General features: G+C 59.2%; 15 protein-coding genes and 1 riboswitch. Of the genes, 6 read left to right on the top strand and 9 right to left on the bottom strand.

Features of this window, described 5'->3' with window-relative positions; genetic code table 11:
* Nucleotides 1-245: 245 nt before the first annotated feature.
* Nucleotides 246-1,109, bottom strand: coding sequence for a glutamate racemase (murI, locus tag ACJ8QF_RS23695; protein WP_033631312.1), 864 nt, complete (start codon nt 1,107-1,109; stop codon nt 246-248).
* Nucleotides 1,054-2,946 (bottom strand): TonB-dependent vitamin B12 receptor BtuB, encoded by a 1,893-nt coding sequence (gene btuB, locus ACJ8QF_RS23690; protein ID WP_131165399.1) that lies wholly within the window; start codon nt 2,944-2,946, stop codon nt 1,054-1,056. Before btuB ends, murI begins: the two co-directional genes overlap by 56 nt.
* Before the next feature lie 69 nt (nt 2,947-3,015).
* A riboswitch (cobalamin riboswitch) is annotated at nt 3,016-3,228 on the bottom strand.
* 122 nt (nt 3,229-3,350) lie between these two features.
* Between btuB and trmA the strand changes: the two genes are divergently transcribed.
* Nucleotides 3,351-4,454, top strand: coding sequence for a tRNA (uridine(54)-C5)-methyltransferase TrmA (gene trmA, locus ACJ8QF_RS23685; protein WP_442537902.1), 1,104 nt, complete (start codon nt 3,351-3,353; stop codon nt 4,452-4,454).
* A gap of 34 nt (nt 4,455-4,488) precedes the next feature.
* Here trmA and ACJ8QF_RS23680 read toward each other — a convergent pair whose 3' ends face one another.
* Complete coding sequence (locus tag ACJ8QF_RS23680; RefSeq protein ID WP_004931042.1) at nt 4,489-4,860, bottom strand: YijD family membrane protein; 372 nt, start codon at nt 4,858-4,860, stop codon at nt 4,489-4,491.
* A 15-nt stretch (nt 4,861-4,875) separates the two neighbouring features.
* Nucleotides 4,876-5,508 (bottom strand): HTH-type transcriptional repressor FabR, encoded by a 633-nt coding sequence (fabR, locus tag ACJ8QF_RS23675; protein WP_004931044.1) that lies wholly within the window; start codon nt 5,506-5,508, stop codon nt 4,876-4,878.
* Between the two features lie 218 nt (nt 5,509-5,726).
* Here fabR and sthA point away from each other — a divergent pair, with 218 nt between their 5' ends.
* Nucleotides 5,727-7,124 (top strand): Si-specific NAD(P)(+) transhydrogenase, encoded by a 1,398-nt coding sequence (sthA, locus tag ACJ8QF_RS23670; protein ID WP_004931047.1) that lies wholly within the window; start codon nt 5,727-5,729, stop codon nt 7,122-7,124.
* Here sthA and oxyR read toward each other — a convergent pair.
* On the bottom strand, nt 7,107-8,024 hold the full coding sequence (gene oxyR, locus ACJ8QF_RS23665; RefSeq protein WP_004931048.1) for a DNA-binding transcriptional regulator OxyR: 918 nt from the start codon (nt 8,022-8,024) through the stop codon (nt 7,107-7,109). The genes sthA and oxyR overlap by 18 nt on opposite strands.
* Nucleotides 8,025-8,175: 151 nt before the next feature.
* Between oxyR and ACJ8QF_RS23660 the strand changes: the two genes are divergently transcribed.
* The 3 genes from ACJ8QF_RS23660 (at nt 8,176) to ACJ8QF_RS23650 (ending at nt 10,937) form a co-directional block, all read left to right on the top strand.
* The gene (locus ACJ8QF_RS23660; protein ID WP_004931051.1) at nt 8,176-8,907 is read left to right on the top strand and encodes a glutathione peroxidase; all 732 of its coding nucleotides are present in this window, start codon (nt 8,176-8,178) and stop codon (nt 8,905-8,907) included.
* A gap of 72 nt (nt 8,908-8,979) precedes the next feature.
* Nucleotides 8,980-10,428: a dihydrolipoyl dehydrogenase gene (locus ACJ8QF_RS23655; RefSeq protein WP_004931053.1), complete on the top strand. Its 1,449-nt coding sequence runs from the start codon at nt 8,980-8,982 to the stop codon at nt 10,426-10,428.
* A 182-nt stretch (nt 10,429-10,610) separates the two neighbouring features.
* On the top strand, nt 10,611-10,937 hold the full coding sequence (locus ACJ8QF_RS23650; RefSeq protein WP_004931057.1) for a type II toxin-antitoxin system HicB family antitoxin: 327 nt from the start codon (nt 10,611-10,613) through the stop codon (nt 10,935-10,937).
* 36 nt (nt 10,938-10,973) lie between these two features.
* Here ACJ8QF_RS23650 and argH read toward each other — a convergent pair whose 3' ends face one another.
* The 4 genes from argH to argC all read right to left on the bottom strand — a co-directional run bounded on the left by argH (nt 10,974) and on the right by argC (nt 15,461).
* Nucleotides 10,974-12,347 carry an argininosuccinate lyase gene (gene argH, locus ACJ8QF_RS23645; RefSeq protein WP_015379406.1) on the bottom strand — a complete coding sequence of 458 codons (1,374 nt, stop codon included), beginning with the start codon at nt 12,345-12,347 and terminating at the stop codon, nt 10,974-10,976.
* 69 nt (nt 12,348-12,416) lie between these two features.
* Nucleotides 12,417-13,637: an argininosuccinate synthase gene (locus ACJ8QF_RS23640; protein ID WP_442537901.1), complete on the bottom strand. Its 1,221-nt coding sequence runs from the start codon at nt 13,635-13,637 to the stop codon at nt 12,417-12,419.
* Nucleotides 13,638-13,662: 25 nt separating this feature from the next.
* Nucleotides 13,663-14,436 (bottom strand): acetylglutamate kinase, encoded by a 774-nt coding sequence (gene argB, locus ACJ8QF_RS23635; RefSeq protein WP_015379408.1) that lies wholly within the window; start codon nt 14,434-14,436, stop codon nt 13,663-13,665.
* Nucleotides 14,437-14,456: 20 nt separating this feature from the next.
* Nucleotides 14,457-15,461 carry an N-acetyl-gamma-glutamyl-phosphate reductase gene (gene argC / locus ACJ8QF_RS23630; protein WP_025304655.1) on the bottom strand — a complete coding sequence of 335 codons (1,005 nt, stop codon included), beginning with the start codon at nt 15,459-15,461 and terminating at the stop codon, nt 14,457-14,459.
* Nucleotides 15,462-15,677: 216 nt separating this feature from the next.
* Between argC and argE the strand changes: the two genes are divergently transcribed.
* Nucleotides 15,678-16,823 (top strand): acetylornithine deacetylase, encoded by a 1,146-nt coding sequence (gene argE / locus ACJ8QF_RS23625; RefSeq protein ID WP_004931068.1) that lies wholly within the window; start codon nt 15,678-15,680, stop codon nt 16,821-16,823.
* Nucleotides 16,824-16,890 lie beyond the last annotated feature (67 nt).

Here is a 16,890-nt window from a genome sequence, read left to right as displayed (position 1 = left end):
GTGCCCACACAGATTGTCTGATAAATTGTTAAAGAGCAGTGCCGAGAAACTCATCGGCGCGGGCTGCGTATACTACGCTTTTCGCCCGGAGAGTCAAGCGTTTATTTCGCTTTCTTCTCACTGACCCGGCGGCTTGTCAGTCGTTGTTCCCGGTCAGTGGAGGCGCATTATAGGGAGTTCTCGGCGAGCCGCAACCCCTAATTTCAATATTTTTTCCAACCGTTGAATGTTTAACCAAAACACCGTTAAAGCGGCAGTTTTTTCAACGATTTAAAGCCGTAGCCCTGCAAAACGGGCAATAAAGCGTCAGTATCTTCATTTAACGCCATGCAATACGCCAGATTCTCTTCCTGGCTCGAGACCAGGCTTTCCTGCGTAGAGATGAGCCAGGCGGTGCGGCGGGCAATCGCCGCGCCGGAATCCACCAACCGGGTGCCTTCCGGCAACACCTGCATCAGCTCTTCAGCTAATAGAGGGAAATGGGTGCAGCCCAGCACGACCGTATCCGGCGGCTCGCGCATGCTCAGCCACGGATGCAGGATCTTCTTCAGCACCGGCAGCGGCACGGCTTCGCCATGCAGCTTGGCTTCCGCCAGCTCCACCAGTTCAGAAGAGCCCAGCAGCTCAATCTTGCAATCGGTGGCGAACCGGGAAATCAGCTCATGGGTGTAGCTGCGCTGTACGGTGCCGCGGGTCGCCAACAGGCCGACAATGCCGTTGACGGTAAGACGAGCCGCCGGTTTGATGGCGGGCACCACGCCCACGACCGGGAAACTGAAACGCTCGCGCAGGGCCGGCAAGGAGACCGTGCTGGCGGTGTTGCAGGCGATGACGACAATCGCCAGAGGATGACGCTGCTGCACCGCGCCGACAATCTCCAGCACGCGCTCAACGATAAACTCTTCGGACTTCTCGCCGTAGGGGAACGCCACGTTGTCGAACGCGTATATATAGTGGAGATCCGGCAGCAACTGCCGAATCTCCTGATACACCGACAGCCCGCCGACGCCGGAATCAAAAACCAGCACCGTCGGGCGAGGTGTGGCGGTGCTGTTAGAAGGTATAGCTTCCAGTGAGGTAGTATTCTCTTCCTGGAGTAGCGTAGCCATAGGCCGTCTCATAATCTTTATCAAACAGGTTGGCAATTCTACCACGAACTGTCAGATGAGATGTGACCGGATACGAAACTGCGAGATCCCACAGGCTCACGCCGCCAAGTTTAACCGTACGCGTGGTGTAGCCGCTGTAATCACCGTCGTAGCGCTCTCCCAGATACTGGTAGGTTACCGCCCAATCAAAGTCATACAGCTGCCAGTCCAGCTCATATTTCACCTGCTGTTTGGCACGACGCAACAGCACTTCGTTAGTTTTTGCGTTGCGCGGGTCGACATAATCGTAACCAATCTGATGCGTCAGCGGGCCGGTATCAAAAGACGCCGTCGCTTCAACACCTTTAATCCTTGCCTGATTAACATTGTAATAGGCTGAACCTGAGCCGCTTGATGCATAGCTGATCAGATTATCTATATCATTGCGATAACCGGTAACGCGCCAGGTGACCGGGCCGGTCAGCCCCTCAAAGCCCCCTTCCCACTGTTTACTTTCTTCCGGTTTCAAATCCGGGTTGCCGCCAAAGCTGCCGTATTGCTGCCCCAAATTTGGCGCTTTAAACGCAGTACCATAAGACGCGATGGCACGATAGCCCTCAACAAATTCCCAGGCCACGCTGGTTTGCCAAGTGCCATGCCAACCAAACTGCGAGTTATCGTCACCGCGCACAGCACCTTCCAAAGTAAAGGCATCCACTTGTTGCTGCGCCGTCAGATAAAGCCCGGTATTACGTTGGCTCTTGCTATCAGTGATGTAAGCCGTACCTGGCTCGATTTTCTGATTCTGCCAATCGACACCCGTACTGATATGGCCTTGAGCAACCTGGAACGTATTGCCCCACTGCACATTGTATTGCGTGGAGTCATCCAGGGTTGCAGACGCAGAATAAGGGCCGTATTTGGGATCGTAGTTATAGTCTTTGGTATGGCTATAGCTCGCGATCAACTGCGTAGCATAGATGCCGTCCTGATAGCGCAGACCGCTATCCCAGCTTTGGCTATAGAGTTGGCGAGTGTCAGGCAACGCATCTAAGTGCGCCGGATCCGAATAACTGTAATTACCGTCATAGGCCGTGCGATTGTCATAACCATAACCGCGAACAAAGCCGCTGAACGCCTCATTGAACTTGTGCTCAATGCCGCCATACAGAGATTTGCTCATAAAGCCGTCGCGGTCAGGCTGTGCAGGATTGCCGAAGCTGTCCGGCAAGTTCGCGACAACATTATACCCTTTGGTATAGGTGTAGTTCCCCGCCACCGTCGCCACGGTGCTGTCGCCCAGCTGCTGTTGAGTCGACGCGTCATAGGATTGATAGCCGTTGGAGCCGACGCCGGCAGCCAGCGTGGTGCCGTTCTTTTCACGCGTGGTAATGATGTTGACCACGCCGCCGATGGCGTCGGAACCGTATACCGCCGAACGCGGGCCGCGAATGTATTCGACTTTCTGCACCAACGAAATCGGGATTTGGCTAAGGTCAGAAGAGCCGCTGACGCCCGCCTGATTAAGGCGAATACCGTCAATTAACACCAGCACATGGCTGGAATTGGTGCCGCGAATAAACAACGAACTTTGCTGCCCCAGGCCGCCATTCTGCGCAATGTCCACGCCTGGCAAACGGCGCATCACGTCGGTCAGGCTCTTGGCCTGCCAGCGATCGATATCGTTACGGGTGACGACGGAGGTCGGCGCCAACACGGAAGAAACCGGCTGCGGGAAGCGGTTGGCGGTCACCACCAGGTTATCACCATTCGTGGCTGTGGTGTTGTCTTGCGCCCATCCAGAAAAAGCCGTGACGGAGGAGACCACCGCCAGCAGCGTATTTTTTGTAATTGTCATGAAAAAAGCATCCAAACTTAATTGGCGGATGCCGCAGGATCATGGCCGGTAGTTCGCGACGGCCACGGACATTGCGACGTAACACCGGCAGGTCTTCGGGCTTGGGATTTGCGGGCCGCGGGGCGCGACCGGCAACGGGCGATGACTTCCCATCCTGCAGTGGACAGTGTCTGCGTCGAAACGCTATCGCCGTGACTTCCCCTTACCGCTGCGCGTCAGCTCCGGATTCACACCGGATTCCCTTTTCACTCGCTGCTTGAGGCCGGACGGCAATGCTACGATCAATGCAAATAGATGTCTAGACTGCTACTAATGTTACAAATAATAAACGCGACAAAACTGGACTTCACGGGCTGATTCCCTACAATCCCCGCTGATCAAATTTGCCTGACGAGAAGAAACACATGACGCCCGAGAATTTGCCTATTGAACGTTACGATGACCAACTGGCGGAGAAAGTCGCCCGCCTCAAGACGTTGATGTCACCGTTCGCGGCGCCCGAGCCGGAAGTGTTCCGCTCGCCAGTCGACCACTACCGCATGCGCGCCGAGTTCCGCATCTGGCACGACGCGGACGACATGTATCACATCATGTTCGATCAGCAGACCAAGCAGCGTATTCGCGTCGATCAATTCCCGGCCGCCAGCGAACTGATCAACCGCCTGATGAGCGCCCTGATCGCCGCGCTGAAGCCGGAGCCGATCCTGCGCCACAAACTGTTCCAGATAGATTATCTGTCGACGCAAAGCGGCAAAATCATCGCCTCGCTGCTGTATCACCGCAAGCTGGATGACGCTTGGCAGCAGCGCGCCGAGCAACTGCGCGACGAGCTGCGCGCGCAGGGTTTCGACCTGCAGTTGATCGGCCGGGCGTCGAAGACCAAAATCATGCTCGACCAGGATTATGTTGACGAAGTGCTGACGGTCGCCGGCCGCGATATGATCTACCGCCAGGTGGAAAACAGCTTTACTCAACCCAACGCGGCCATGAACGTGCAGATGCTGGAATGGGCGCTGGCGGTCACCGCCGGTTCCAAAGGCGATTTACTGGAGCTGTACTGCGGCAACGGCAACTTCTCGCTGGCGTTGGCACGCAATTTCGAGCGCGTGCTGGCGACCGAGATCGCCAAGCCGTCGGTGGCGGCGGCGCAGTACAACATCGCCGCCAACCATATCGACAACGTGCAGATCATCCGCATGGCGGCGGAAGACTTCACCCAGGCGATGAACGGAGTACGCGAATTCAACCGGTTGAAAGGCATCGATCTGAGCGGCTACAACTGCGAGACGATTTTCGTCGATCCGCCGCGCAGCGGGCTGGACGCGGAAACGGTGAAGATGGTGCAGGCTTACCCGCGCATTCTGTATATTTCATGCAATCCGGAAACGCTGTGCGCCAACCTGGAAACGCTGCAGGCCACGCACCGGATCAGCCGCCTGGCGCTGTTCGACCAGTTCCCGTATACCCATCACATGGAATGCGGCGTGTTGCTGGAAAAACACCGCTGATACGACAGGGGCGCCATGATGGCGCCCCGCTTCATTACGGCTCTTGAGTCGGCGCATCCAGCGCCTTGCGCGCCTTCAGCTTGACCCCGATCCACAGCACCAGCGCCACACAGATCACCGACGGCAGGAAGTTGGAGCCGATCTGCGGGTATTCGGCGCGCACGATGGCGCTGTACATCAACAGCCCCAGCAGGAAGCAGGCCGCCGCCAGCTTCGGCATGCCGTCCGGCATGGCGCGGTTCAGGTAACGCTGATGCAGACAGTACACCGCCAGCACCAACGCAATCAGCGGGAAGATCGAAAACGGCACCACCGAGCTGAACAGCGCGGCAAAGGAACCGTTGATCGAAAGGCCGGCAATCAACGCCAGCAGTAAGGTGCCATTTTCACGGCCTGGTTTTTCCATCATTTTTTACCTTTTTTATACGTGGGACACAGAAGCTTTTTCTTGTTCGCGACGATACCAGTAATACGCCCCTTTGGAGATCATCCGCAGCTGCAGCACCAGCCTTTCTTCCAGCTGCTGCCGCTGCTCGACGTCGATATCCAGCGCTTCCGCGCCGGCGCTGAACACGATGGTGACCATCGCTTCCGCCTGCGCTTCGGTAAAGCTGCGCGGCATGTGGTTTTCCAACTCGAGGTAGTCCGCCAGTTCGGCGATGAAATGCTGGATCTCGCGCGCCACCGCCGCACGAAATGCCGCCGACGTGCCGGAGCGCTCGCGCAGCAGCAGGCGGAAGGCGTTCGGGTTGTTGCCGATAAATTCCATAAAGGTGGACACCGAGGTGCGGATCACGCTGCCGCCCTTGGCGATGCGTTGGCGCGCCTGGCGCATCAACTGACGCAGCATCAGGCCGCTTTCATCTACCATGGTCAGCCCCAGCTCATCCACGTCGCGGAAATGGCGGTAAAACGACGTGGGCGCGATGCCCGCCTCGCGTGAAACTTCCCGCAGGCTCAGGCTGGCGAAGCTGCGTTCGGCGCTCAGCTGGCTGAATGCGGCTTCGATCAGGGAACGACGAGTCCGTTCTTTTTGTTGTGCTCTGACGCCCATATGCATATCCGGATAGGTTCCATTCTCTCAGTCTAACGCCCTAGACTCGGCAATATAGCAAATTTTATTGCAACAGCATTTATACTAACGCGCTCTATCACACTTCCGCCCTGAGCCGATTGTGCTTTGACTCAAAAAGCCTAATGGTGATTGGGTGAGCAGCGCTATGATGTTAAGATACCGTTGTAATCTTGTATAAAAAAACAGGTCTCTCCTACATGCAACAGCACTATCAATTTGATGCCATAGTGATTGGCTCGGGCCCTGGTGGTGAAGGTGCCGCCATGGGGCTGGTGAAACAGGGCGCCCGCGTGGCCGTTATCGAACGGTACAACAACGTAGGCGGCGGATGTACCCATTGGGGCACCATCCCTTCCAAAGCCCTCCGCCACGCCGTCAGCCGCATTATCGAATTCAACCAGAACCCGCTTTACAACAATTCGCGCACGCTTAGCGCGACCTTCCCTGACATTTTACGCCACGCCGATAACGTCATCAGCCAGCAGACCCGCATGCGCCAAGGGTTCTATGAGCGGAACCAGTGCAAGCTGTTCGCCGGCGACGCGCGCTTCATCGACGCCAACACCGTCAGCGTCAGCTACATGGACGGCACCCAGGACACCATCCGCGCCGACCACATCGTGATCGCCTGCGGCTCGCGCCCTTACCATCCGGCCAGCGTCGATTTCAATCACCCGCGCATCTACGACAGCGACTCCATCCTCGAGCTGAGCCATGAGCCGCGCCACGTGATCATTTACGGCGCCGGGGTGATCGGCTGCGAGTATGCGTCTATCTTCCGCGGCCTGAACGTCAAGGTGGATCTGATCAACACCCGCGATCGGCTGCTGGCGTTCCTCGATCAGGAGATGTCGGATTCGCTCTCTTATCACTTCTGGAACAACGGCGTGGTGATCCGCCACAACGAAGAATTCGAGAAGATCGAAGGCACCGAAGACGGCGTGATCGTGCACCTGAAGTCCGGCAAGAAGGTGAAAGCGGACTGCCTGCTGTACGCCAACGGCCGTACCGGCAACACCGATTCGTTGGGGTTGGAGAACGTCGGTCTGGAGTCGGACAGCCGCGGGTTGCTGAAGGTGAACAGCATGTATCAGACCGCGCTGTCGCACATCTATGCGGTCGGTGACGTGATCGGCTATCCGAGCCTGGCTTCCGCCGCCTATGATCAGGGCCGCATCGCGGCACAGGCGATCGCCTCCGGCGAAGCCAGCGGTCACCTAATCGAAGATATCCCGACCGGCATCTACACCATTCCGGAAATCAGCTCCGTCGGCAAAACCGAGCAGGAACTGACCGCGATGAAGGTGCCGTATGAAGTGGGCCGCGCCCAGTTCAAGCATCTGGCGCGCGCGCAGATAGCCGGGATGAACGTCGGCAGCCTGAAAATCCTGTTCCATCGTGACACCCTGCAGATCCTTGGGATCCACTGCTTCGGCGAGCGTGCGGCGGAGATCATCCACATCGGCCAGGCGATCATGGAACAGAAAGGTGAAGGCAATACTATCGAGTATTTCGTTAATACGACCTTCAACTATCCGACCATGGCCGAAGCCTACCGGGTGGCGGCGCTTAACGGCTTAAACCGCCTGTTTTAACGTGCTGTCGATGTAGCCCTGCATGTGCTCGCGGATCGCTTCGGCCAATTGCTCATAACGGCTGCGCAGTGGGGAACCGGGGCGATACACCAACGCAATGGTGCGCTTCGGTTCCGGCTTGTAGCAATCCAGATAGCACACGCCGTCGCGTTCGCGCTGCGGCGGCACCGCCAGTGACGGCAGCAGGGTAATGCCGCTGCCGGCAGCGACCATATTGCGCAACGTTTCCAGACTGGTGGCGCGGAAGTGGGTATCTTCGTCCGCGCCCGCCTGGAAGCAGAAGCCCATCGCCTGATCGCGCAGGCAGTGACCATCTTCCAGCATCAGCAGCTTCTCTCCCGCTAAATCCGGCATCGCCACGCGCTCACGCTGCGCCCACGGGTGATCGGAATACACCGCCAGCTTCATCGGTTCATCGAACAGAGGCACTTCGATAAACGCCTCGGTTTCCTTCACCAACGCCAGAATGGCGCAGTCCAGTTTGCCGCTGTCGAGTTGCGCCAGCAGCTGGTGGGTTTGCGCTTCATGCAGGTACATTTCCAGTTTCGGGAAGGTTTTGTGCAGTGTCGGTATGATCTGCGGCAGCAGATAAGGCCCCACGGTCGGGATCAGGCCGATGTGCAGCGGCCCGGACATGGCTTCGCCCTGCTGGCTGGCCATCTCCTTCAACACTTTCACTTCGCGCAGCACGGTACGCGCCTGCTCCACCAGCAACAGACCCGCCTGGGTGAACAGCACCTTGCGGCTGGTGCGCTCGAGCAGCATGACGCCCAACTCGTCTTCCAGCTTGCGGATCTGCCCGCTCAGCGTGGGTTGGCTTACATGGCATGAATCGGCCGCGCGGCGGAAGTGCCGGTGCTCGGCCAAGGCGACCAGATACTCTAAATCACGAATATTCATTGTTTCCCTCCATTCCATGATAGCTCATGGCGATAGATAAGATAGCAATGAGCGATTAGATCTATCAAGCCCCAGCGACAATAATGTGTCCCAACGAAGCGATATCGCGCTAAATGCTAAAAATTACTTTTCCTAATTAAGGGGTTAATCAATGTTTACCAGTCAAGAAGGCAAGAAAGTTCCTCAGGTTACTTTCCACACCCGTCAGGGCGACCAATGGATTGATGTGACCACTGATGACCTGTTCAAAAACAAAACCGTTATCGTGTTCTCGCTGCCGGGCGCGTTTACGCCGACCTGCTCTTCAAGCCATCTGCCGCGTTACAACGAGCTGTCCAGCGTATTCAAACAACACGGCGTCGACAGCATTCTGTGCGTCTCGGTGAACGACACCTTCGTGATGAACGCCTGGAAAGCCGATCAGCATGCGGAAAACATCACTTTCGTGCCGGACGGCAACGGTGAATTCACCAAAGGCATGAACATGCTGGTCGAGAAAGCGGATCTGGGCTTTGGTCCACGCTCTTGGCGCTACTCGATGCTGGTGCGCGACGGCGTGGTCGAGAAAATGTTTGTCGAACCAAACAAGCCGGGCGACCCGTTTGAAGTGTCCGACGCCGACACCATGCTGAAATACCTGGCGCCGGAATTCAAAGTGCAGGAATCGGTCTCCCTGTTCACCAAACCGGGCTGCCCATTCTGCGCCAAAGCCAAGCAGATGCTGCAAGAGCGCGGCATTCAGTATGAAGAGATCGTGCTGGGCAAAGACGCCACCACCGTCAGCCTGCGCGCCGTCAGCGGCCGCGCCACGGTGCCGCAGGTATTCATCGGCGGCCGTCACATCGGCGGCAGCGACGATCTGGAAACCTTCCTGTCAGCTTAATAAGTAATAACAAAGCCAACGTGAACTTTGGCGGGCTACGGCCCGCCTTTTTTTTACCTTTCAGGAGCGGATATGAAACTGTTGAACGTTGATGTCGCGGTCATCGGCGGCGGCACCGCAGGGCTCGGCGCCTATCGCGCGGCCAAACTGTCTACCCCCAGCGTGGTGATGATCGAAGGTGGGCCTTATGGCACCACCTGTGCGCGCGTTGGCTGCATGCCATCCAAATTATTGATCGCCGCCGCCGAAGCGGTGCATCAAATCGAACGTGCACCGGGCTTTGGCGTGCACCCAACCGGCAAAACGCGCATTGACGGGCGCGAGGTGATGGCTCGCGTCAAACGCGAACGCGATCGTTTCGTCGGCTTCGTGCTGGAAGGCGTGGACGAGATCCCGGCCGGCGACAAAATTCAGGGCTATGCCCGCTTTATCGACGACAACACGCTGCAGGTCGATGAGCATACGCGCATTGTGGCGCAGCGCATCGTGATCGCCACCGGCTCCCGCCCCAGCTGGCCGGCGCCGTGGAACGAACTGGGCGATCGCCTGATCGTCAACGACGATCTGTTCAACTGGGATGATTTGCCGCAGTCCGTAGCGGTGTTCGGCCCCGGCGTCATCGGGCTGGAACTGGGGCAAGCGCTGCACCGCCTCGGGGTCGACACCCGGGTCTTCGGCATCGGCGGCGCCGTCGGGCCGCTCACCGACAGCGCCGTGCGCGATTACGCCGCGAAAACGCTGGGGGAAGAGTTCTATCTCGACGCCGACGTGAAAGTGGAGATGATGCAGCGCGAAGGCAACAAGGTGTTTATCCGCTATCGGGATCTGCAGGGCCAACCGCAGGAGATCCTGGTGGACTACGTGTTGGCCGCCACTGGCCGCCGCCCCAACGTCGATCGGTTGGGCCTCGAAAACACCGGTTTGCAGCTCGACGCCCGAGGCGTGCCGCTGGCCGACCGCCTGACAATGCAAACCAGCGTGCCGCATATCTTCATCGCCGGCGACGCCAGCAACCAGCTGCCGCTGCTGCATGAGGCCAGCGATCAGGCGCGCATCGCCGGCGCCAACGCCGGCAGCTTCCCGGAGATCAATCCGGGTCTGCGCCGCAGCGCGATTTCGGTGGTGTTCTCCGATCCGCAGATCGCCATGGTCGGCTCGACCTTCCGCGAGCTGAGCGAGAAGTTCAGCGCCTGCGGCTGTTTTGAAGTGGGCAAGGTCTCGTTTGAGAATCAGGGCCGCTCTCGGGTGATGCTGCGCAACAAGGGTGTTCTGCACGTTTACGGCGAACAGGGCACCGGCCGTTTCCTCGGTGCGGAAATGATCGGCCCGGACGCCGAACACATTGCGCATCTGTTGGCCTGGGCGCACCAGCAGCAGATGACCGTCGATCAGATGCTGGACATGCCGTTCTATCATCCAGTGATCGAAGAAGGCTTGCGCACCGCGCTGCGCGACCTGCAGGCGAAGCTCAAACTCGGCGCGGCCGAAATCGAGCGCTGCCAGCGCTGCCCGGGCGAATAACGCCTCCTTCTCCGTTCATACCCACCGGGCCTTCAGGCCCGGTTTTTTTGCGCAGCACTTTCCACATTTGCCTCCCTCCTCTTGCCTCACGGCCCTCCTGCACGCATTTTTTATGCTTTGGCATTGAAGTGATATCAATAATGATACCAAAATGGAGGGCAGAACCAGAATGGAGGAAGAGCATGGAAAAGCATGAACACTATACCTATCGCATCACCTGGTCAGCGCAAGATCGTGAATATGTCGGGCTGTGCGCCGAATTCCCCTCGCTGTCCTGGCTGGCCGCCACGCGTACTGGCGCACTGGAGGGCATCGAAAGAGTGGTGAGCGAAACGATCGCCGATATGCTGGCGCAAGGCGAAACGCCGCCGCAGGCGCTGGCGGAAAAGAACTTCAGCGGAAAACTGGTGTTGCGCATGACGCCGGAACAGCATCGCCGGCTGGCGATTGGCGCGATGGAGGAAGGCGTGAGCCTGAACCGTTATCTGTGCGCCCGCCTGGCGGGGTAGAGCTTCAAGGGCGGCGCCAGGCCGCCCTTGTCGTCGTTAAGCCAAACGCTGTTTCGCTGCGGCGATTGCCGCGGCGACCTGCTGCGGCGCGACGCCGCCTTTGGCCGCACGTTTGTCCAGGCAGGATTGCAACGCCAGGATCGGGTAGACATCGTCAGCGATCGTCGCGCTGAACTGCTGCAAATCCGCCAGCGGCAGCGCTTCCAGCGGTTTGCCCTGGCGAATCGCTTCTACCACTGCCTCACCGACGATATGGTGCGCTTCGCGGAACGGCACGCCCTTGGCGACCAGGTAATCCGCCAGCTCGGTGGCGTTGGCATAGCCCTGCTCCGCCGCTTCCTGGCAGCGCGGGCGCTTCACCTGAATGCCGTCCAGCACCAGCGCCGCCATCTGCAGGCAGTCCATCCAGGTGTCGAGCGCGTCGAACAACCCTTCTTTGTCTTCCTGCATGTCTTTGTTGTACGCCAGCGGCAGGCCTTTCAGCGTCATCATCATGCCGGTCAGCGCGCCCTGTACGCGGCCGCACTTGCCGCGGATCAGCTCCAGCGCGTCCGGGTTTTTCTTCTGCGGCATCAACGAAGAGCCGGAGGTCACGCGGTCGGACAGCTCGACAAACGCCGCCTCGCCGCTGTTGAAGAAGATCAGATCTTCGGCGAAGCGCGACAGGTGCACCATGCTGATGGCGGCGTTGGACAGCAGTTCCAACACGTGATCGCGATCGGATACGCTGTCCAGGCTGTTGCGGGTCGCCGAGGCGAAGCCCAGCCAGCCGGCCAGTTGCTCGCGATCGATAGGATAAGCAGTGCCGGCCAGCGCGCCGCTGCCCAGCGGGCTGACGTCCAGCCGTTTCAGGGTATCCTGCAGGCGGCTTTCATCGCGCGCCAGCATCTCGACATAGGCCAGGCACCAGTGCGCGAAAGTCACCGGCTGCGCGCGTTGCAGGTGGGTATACCCCGGCATCACCGCATCCTGGTTGGCTTCGGCGGTCTCCACCAGCGCCTGCTGCAGCTGGACGATCGCCTGATGCAGATCGCCGATCTGCTGTTTGCACCACAGCTTCAGATCGGTCGCGACCTGATCGTTGCGGCTGCGGCCGGTGTGCAGCTTCTTGCCCAAATCGCCGACCTTCTCGATCAACTTCTGCTCCACCCAGCTGTGGATGTCTTCGGCATCGCTTTGGACGATCGCCAAAGGATCGGCCTGGACTTCCGTCAGCAAGGCATTCAGCGCCTGCTCCAGCTGCTGTTGCTCCGTTGCCGTCAACACGTTAACGGTCACCAGCGCCTTCGACCAGGCCACCGAGCCCACGATATCTTGCTCCGCCAGGCGATAATCGAACCGCAGCGAATCGTTGAGTTGCTTGAACCGCTGATCCGCTGCCTGAGTGAACCGTCCGCCCCAAAGTGCCATACCTTTACTCCTGAATTTTTATGCGAAAGGGCGCAGCATGCTGCGCCCTTGCAGAGTCACGCCAATCGGTTATTTATTCTTTTTCTCGTTCAACGCGCGGATGCGTGAAGACAGAGAGAACAGGCGGATAAAGCCGCCCGCGTGGCTGTGATCGTAAACTTCGTCTTCGCCGAAGGTGGCGAACTCTTCGGAGTACAGGCTGTTGGCGGATTTTTTCTGGGTCGCCGTCACCCGGCCTTTGTACAGCTGCAGTACCACTTCACCGTTCACCTCTTCAGCCAATGCTTCGGCAGAGGCCTGCAGCGAGCGGCGCAGCGGCGCGAACCAACGGCCGTCGTACACCACATAGGACATCTCCAGGCCCAGCTGCTCGCGCCATTTGAAGCTGTCGCGATCCAGCACCAGCTGCTCGATGGCGCGCAGCGCCGCCACCATGATGGTGCCCCCTGGGGTCTCATAGCAGCCGCGGGATTTGATGCCCACCAGACGGTTTTCCACGATGTCGATACGGCCGACGCCGTGCTTGGCGCCCAGCGCGTTCAGGGTTTCCAGGCACTGGTACGGCGACAGCGCTTTACCGTTAACCGCCACGACGCGGCCTTTCTCAACGGTGACGGTCACCTGCTCAGGCTGATCCGGCGCTTCCTGCGGATCGACAGTCCATACCCAGCAATCCTTGTTCGGCGCATTCCACGGGCTTTCCAGCACGCCGCCTTCGGTGGAGATGTGCCAGGCGTTCTCATCGCGGCTGTAGATCTTCTCCAGCGACGCGGTAGTCGGGATGTTGCGCTCTTTCAGGTAATCCAGCAGCGCTTCACGGGAACGCAGGTTCCACTCACGCCACGGCGCCACCACTTTCAGCTGCGGCGCCAGCGCGGTGTAGGTGGTTTCGAAACGCACCTGATCGTTGCCTTTGCCGGTTGCGCCGTGGCACAGCGCGTCCGCGCCCACTTTCAACGCCAACTCGACCTGCGCCTTGGCAATGATCGGCCGCGCCATCGAGGTGCCCAGCAGGTAGCTGCCTTCGTACAGGGCGCCGGTCTGCAGCACCGGATAAACGTAATCGCGGATAAATTCTTCACGCAGATCGACCACGTGACATTCAGAGGCACCGGACTGCAGGGCTTTTTGCTCCACGCCTTCCAGATCGCTGCGCTCCTGGCCGATGTCCGCCACGAACGCCACCACTTCACAGCCGCCGTAGTTCTCTTTCAGCCATGGAATGATGGCCGAGGTATCCAGGCCGCCGGAGTACGCCAGAACGATTTTTTTGATGCCTTGGTTTTGCATGATCTATTCCTTTCTAATTCTAAAATTAAGCGAGGATCCGGGTGCCAATCGACACGCCGTTAAACAAAGCAGGAAGCTGATCGGCATGGCGCCAGCTGGCGATATCCACCGGGCGGCCGAGGGTGCGGGCGGCGTCGAGCGCCGCATTCACCTTCACCACCATACCATCGGTGATGATGCCTTGCGCGATCAGTTGTTCCGCTTTTTGCGCCGTCATTTCCGCAATGCGTTGGCCCTTGCCGTCGAGGATGCCGCTGACGTCCGACAGCAGGATCAGATCCGCCCCCAGCGTCGCCGCCAGCGCCGTCGCCGCCTGATCGGCGTTCACGTTCATTAACTGCCCTTCGGCGGTGATGCCGATGGAGCTGATAACCGGCAGGTAGCCGGCGCCCAGCAGGGTATTGAGCAGCGCGGGCGAGCCGGGCTGCGCGTTGCCGACGTGGCCCAATGCCGGATCGAGCTGGGTCACGACTGCGCTGCCGCCGTCCGCCAGGCTCAGGCCAACGGCGTTGATTTGATGCTTAATCGCCCACGCCAGCAGCGTTTTGTTGGCGGTGCCGGCCAGCGCGCCGGTGATGATGTCGATCTGATCGGCCGGCGTGACGCGCAGGCCGTTCTTTTTCACCACCGGCAAAGCGAGCTGCTTCATCAGTTCGTCCACCACGCAGCCGCCGCCGTGCACGATCACCAGCGGGCGCTGGTGCTGCTGCCGATAGCTGTCCAACGCGGTAAACAGACGCTCCAGCGCTTCTTCACTGTCTAATAACACGCCACCTAACTTGATAATTAACGGGTTCATTGCTGTTTACTCACGCTGGTTTAAAGGAGTGATTGGGTTTCCGGGAAGCCGAAACGAATATTCAGGCATTGCACCGCCTGCGCCGCCGCGCCTTTCAGCAGATTGTCTTCCACTGCCACGGCGATCAGATGCTCGCCCTGCACCGCAAAACCGATGTCGCAGAACGGCAGCCCCACCACCGCTTTCAGCGCCGGCACGCCCTGGTCGTACAGCCGCACCAGCGGCTTGTCGTCATAGGCGGCATGATAGGCGGCGGCCACGTCCTGCGCGGTCACGCCGGCTTTCAGGCGGCAGGTGATGGTTTCAAGAATGCCGCGAGGGAAATTACCCAGGTGCGGCGTAAAGATAACCGGCACGCCCAGGTGCGCGGCGATCTCCGGCTGGTGCCGGTGAGTGAAAATACCGTACGGCTGCAGGCTCACTTCGCAGAAACTGGTGGTCATGCTGGCCTTGCGCCCGGCGCCGCTGACGCCGCTGGTGGCGTTGATCACCGGCCACTGGTCGAGGTTCAGCAGTTGCTTTTCGATCAACGGTTTCAGCGCCAGCTGCGCCGCCGTCGGGTAACAGCCCGGCACCGCGATCAGCTGCGCCTGTTTGATCTTGTCGCTCTGCCACTCCGCCAGGCCGTACACCGCCTGCTCCAGCAGGGCGCCATGCTGATGTTCGAAACCGTAGTACTGGCTATAAAAACCGGCGTCCTGCACGCGAAAGGCGCCGGACAGATCGAACACCACGCAGCCCGCCGCCAGGAAAGCCGGTGCGATATCGTGGCTGACTTCATGGGCGGTGGCGAGGAACACCACGTCGATGCCCTGCGCCGCCTTGGCGACGTCGGTCAACGGCTGCAGCGGCAGATCGACGATGCCTTTCAACTGGGGATGGAGATCGGAAAGCAACTTTCCTGCATCTGCACTTTGCGCTGAAACCGCTAAAGCGGTTATGTTCATGTGTGGGTGGCGATTCAGGTAAGCCGTGAGCTCCGCTCCGGCGTAACCGCTGGCACCAACGATCAGCGTATTCAACATGTGGCCTTTCACCTTCTAAACTGACGTGCGGTCGCTTGCGACCCAGGTAACAGGGCTAGCCAGCGTTGTTGCGCCGTTCACCCACGGAGCCAGGCGTTGATGCTTTTATAAACATCCGGGCATCGGGTTCCCTTACGCTTCGGCTAACTGTATTTTTATTCAAAATAAATGCATGAATATTGATACTATCCTAACCAAAGGCTGTCAACAGTGAAGATGAAATTACCTCCATTTATTGAGCTGTACCGGGCGTTGATCGCCACTCCGTCAATCAGCGCCACCGATGCCGGCCTCGATCAGAGCAATGAGGCGTTAATCAACTTGTTGGCCGGATGGTTTGCCGACCTGGGCTTTCGCGTCGACGTACAGCCGGTGCCGGAGTCGCGCCACAAATTCAACCTGCTGGCCAGCATTGGTGAAGGCAGCGGCGGCCTGCTGCTGGCCGGCCATACCGATACGGTGCCTTACGACGAAGGCCGCTGGACGCGCGATCCCTTCACCCTGACCGAGCACGACAACAAGCTCTACGGGCTGGGCACCGCCGACATGAAAGGCTTCTTCGCCTTTATTCTGGATGCGGTGCGCGATATCGACGCGAGCAAGCTGACCAAGCCGCTGTACATTTTAGCCACCGCAGATGAAGAAACGACGATGGCCGGCGCGCGTTATTTCGCCGCCTCCACCGCCATTCGTCCGGATTTCGCCATCATCGGCGAGCCGACCTCGCTGCAGCCGGTGCGCGCGCACAAGGGCCATATGGCCAACGCCATTCGCATCGTCGGCCAGTCCGGCCACTCCAGCGATCCGGCGCGCGGCGTCAACGCCATCGATCTGATGCACGAGTCCATCGGCCGCCTGATGGAACTGCGCAAGACCCTGCAGGAGCGCTACAACAATCCGGCGTTCGCCGTGCCTTATCCCACCATGAACTTCGGCCATATCAGTGGCGGCGACGCGGCCAACCGCATCTGTGCCTGCTGCGAGCTGCACCTGGATATCCGCCCGCTGCCCGGCATGACGCTCGACAACATCAACGAACTGATGCATCAGGCGCTGGAGCCGGTGAGCCAACGCTGGCCGGGCCGCCTGACCATCGAAGAGCTGCACGCGTCGGTGCCGGGCTACGAGTGCCCGACCGACCACCGCATGGTGGCGGTGATCGAGGAGCTGCTGGGCACCCGCACGCAGGTGGTCAACTACTGTACCGAGGCGCCGTTCGTGCAACAGGTATGCCCGACCCTGGTGCTCGGCCCCGGTTCCATCGATCAGGCCCACCAGCCGGACGAATACATCGACACCGCGTTTATCGAACCGACGCGTAAACTGCTGGGCCAGCTGGTCACACATTTTTGCCGGCAATAAACCCGATATTTAACAGGGGAAATGCTTTATGCTTCCCCTAACTCAAAATAAGTAGAAAACGGCGAAA

The sequence above is a fragment of the Serratia sp. CY81684 genome (assembly GCF_052166595.1).
GTDB classification, from domain to species: Bacteria; Pseudomonadota; Gammaproteobacteria; order Enterobacterales; family Enterobacteriaceae; genus Serratia; species Serratia nematodiphila.
This window is presented reverse-complemented; position numbering and strand designations above follow the sequence as displayed.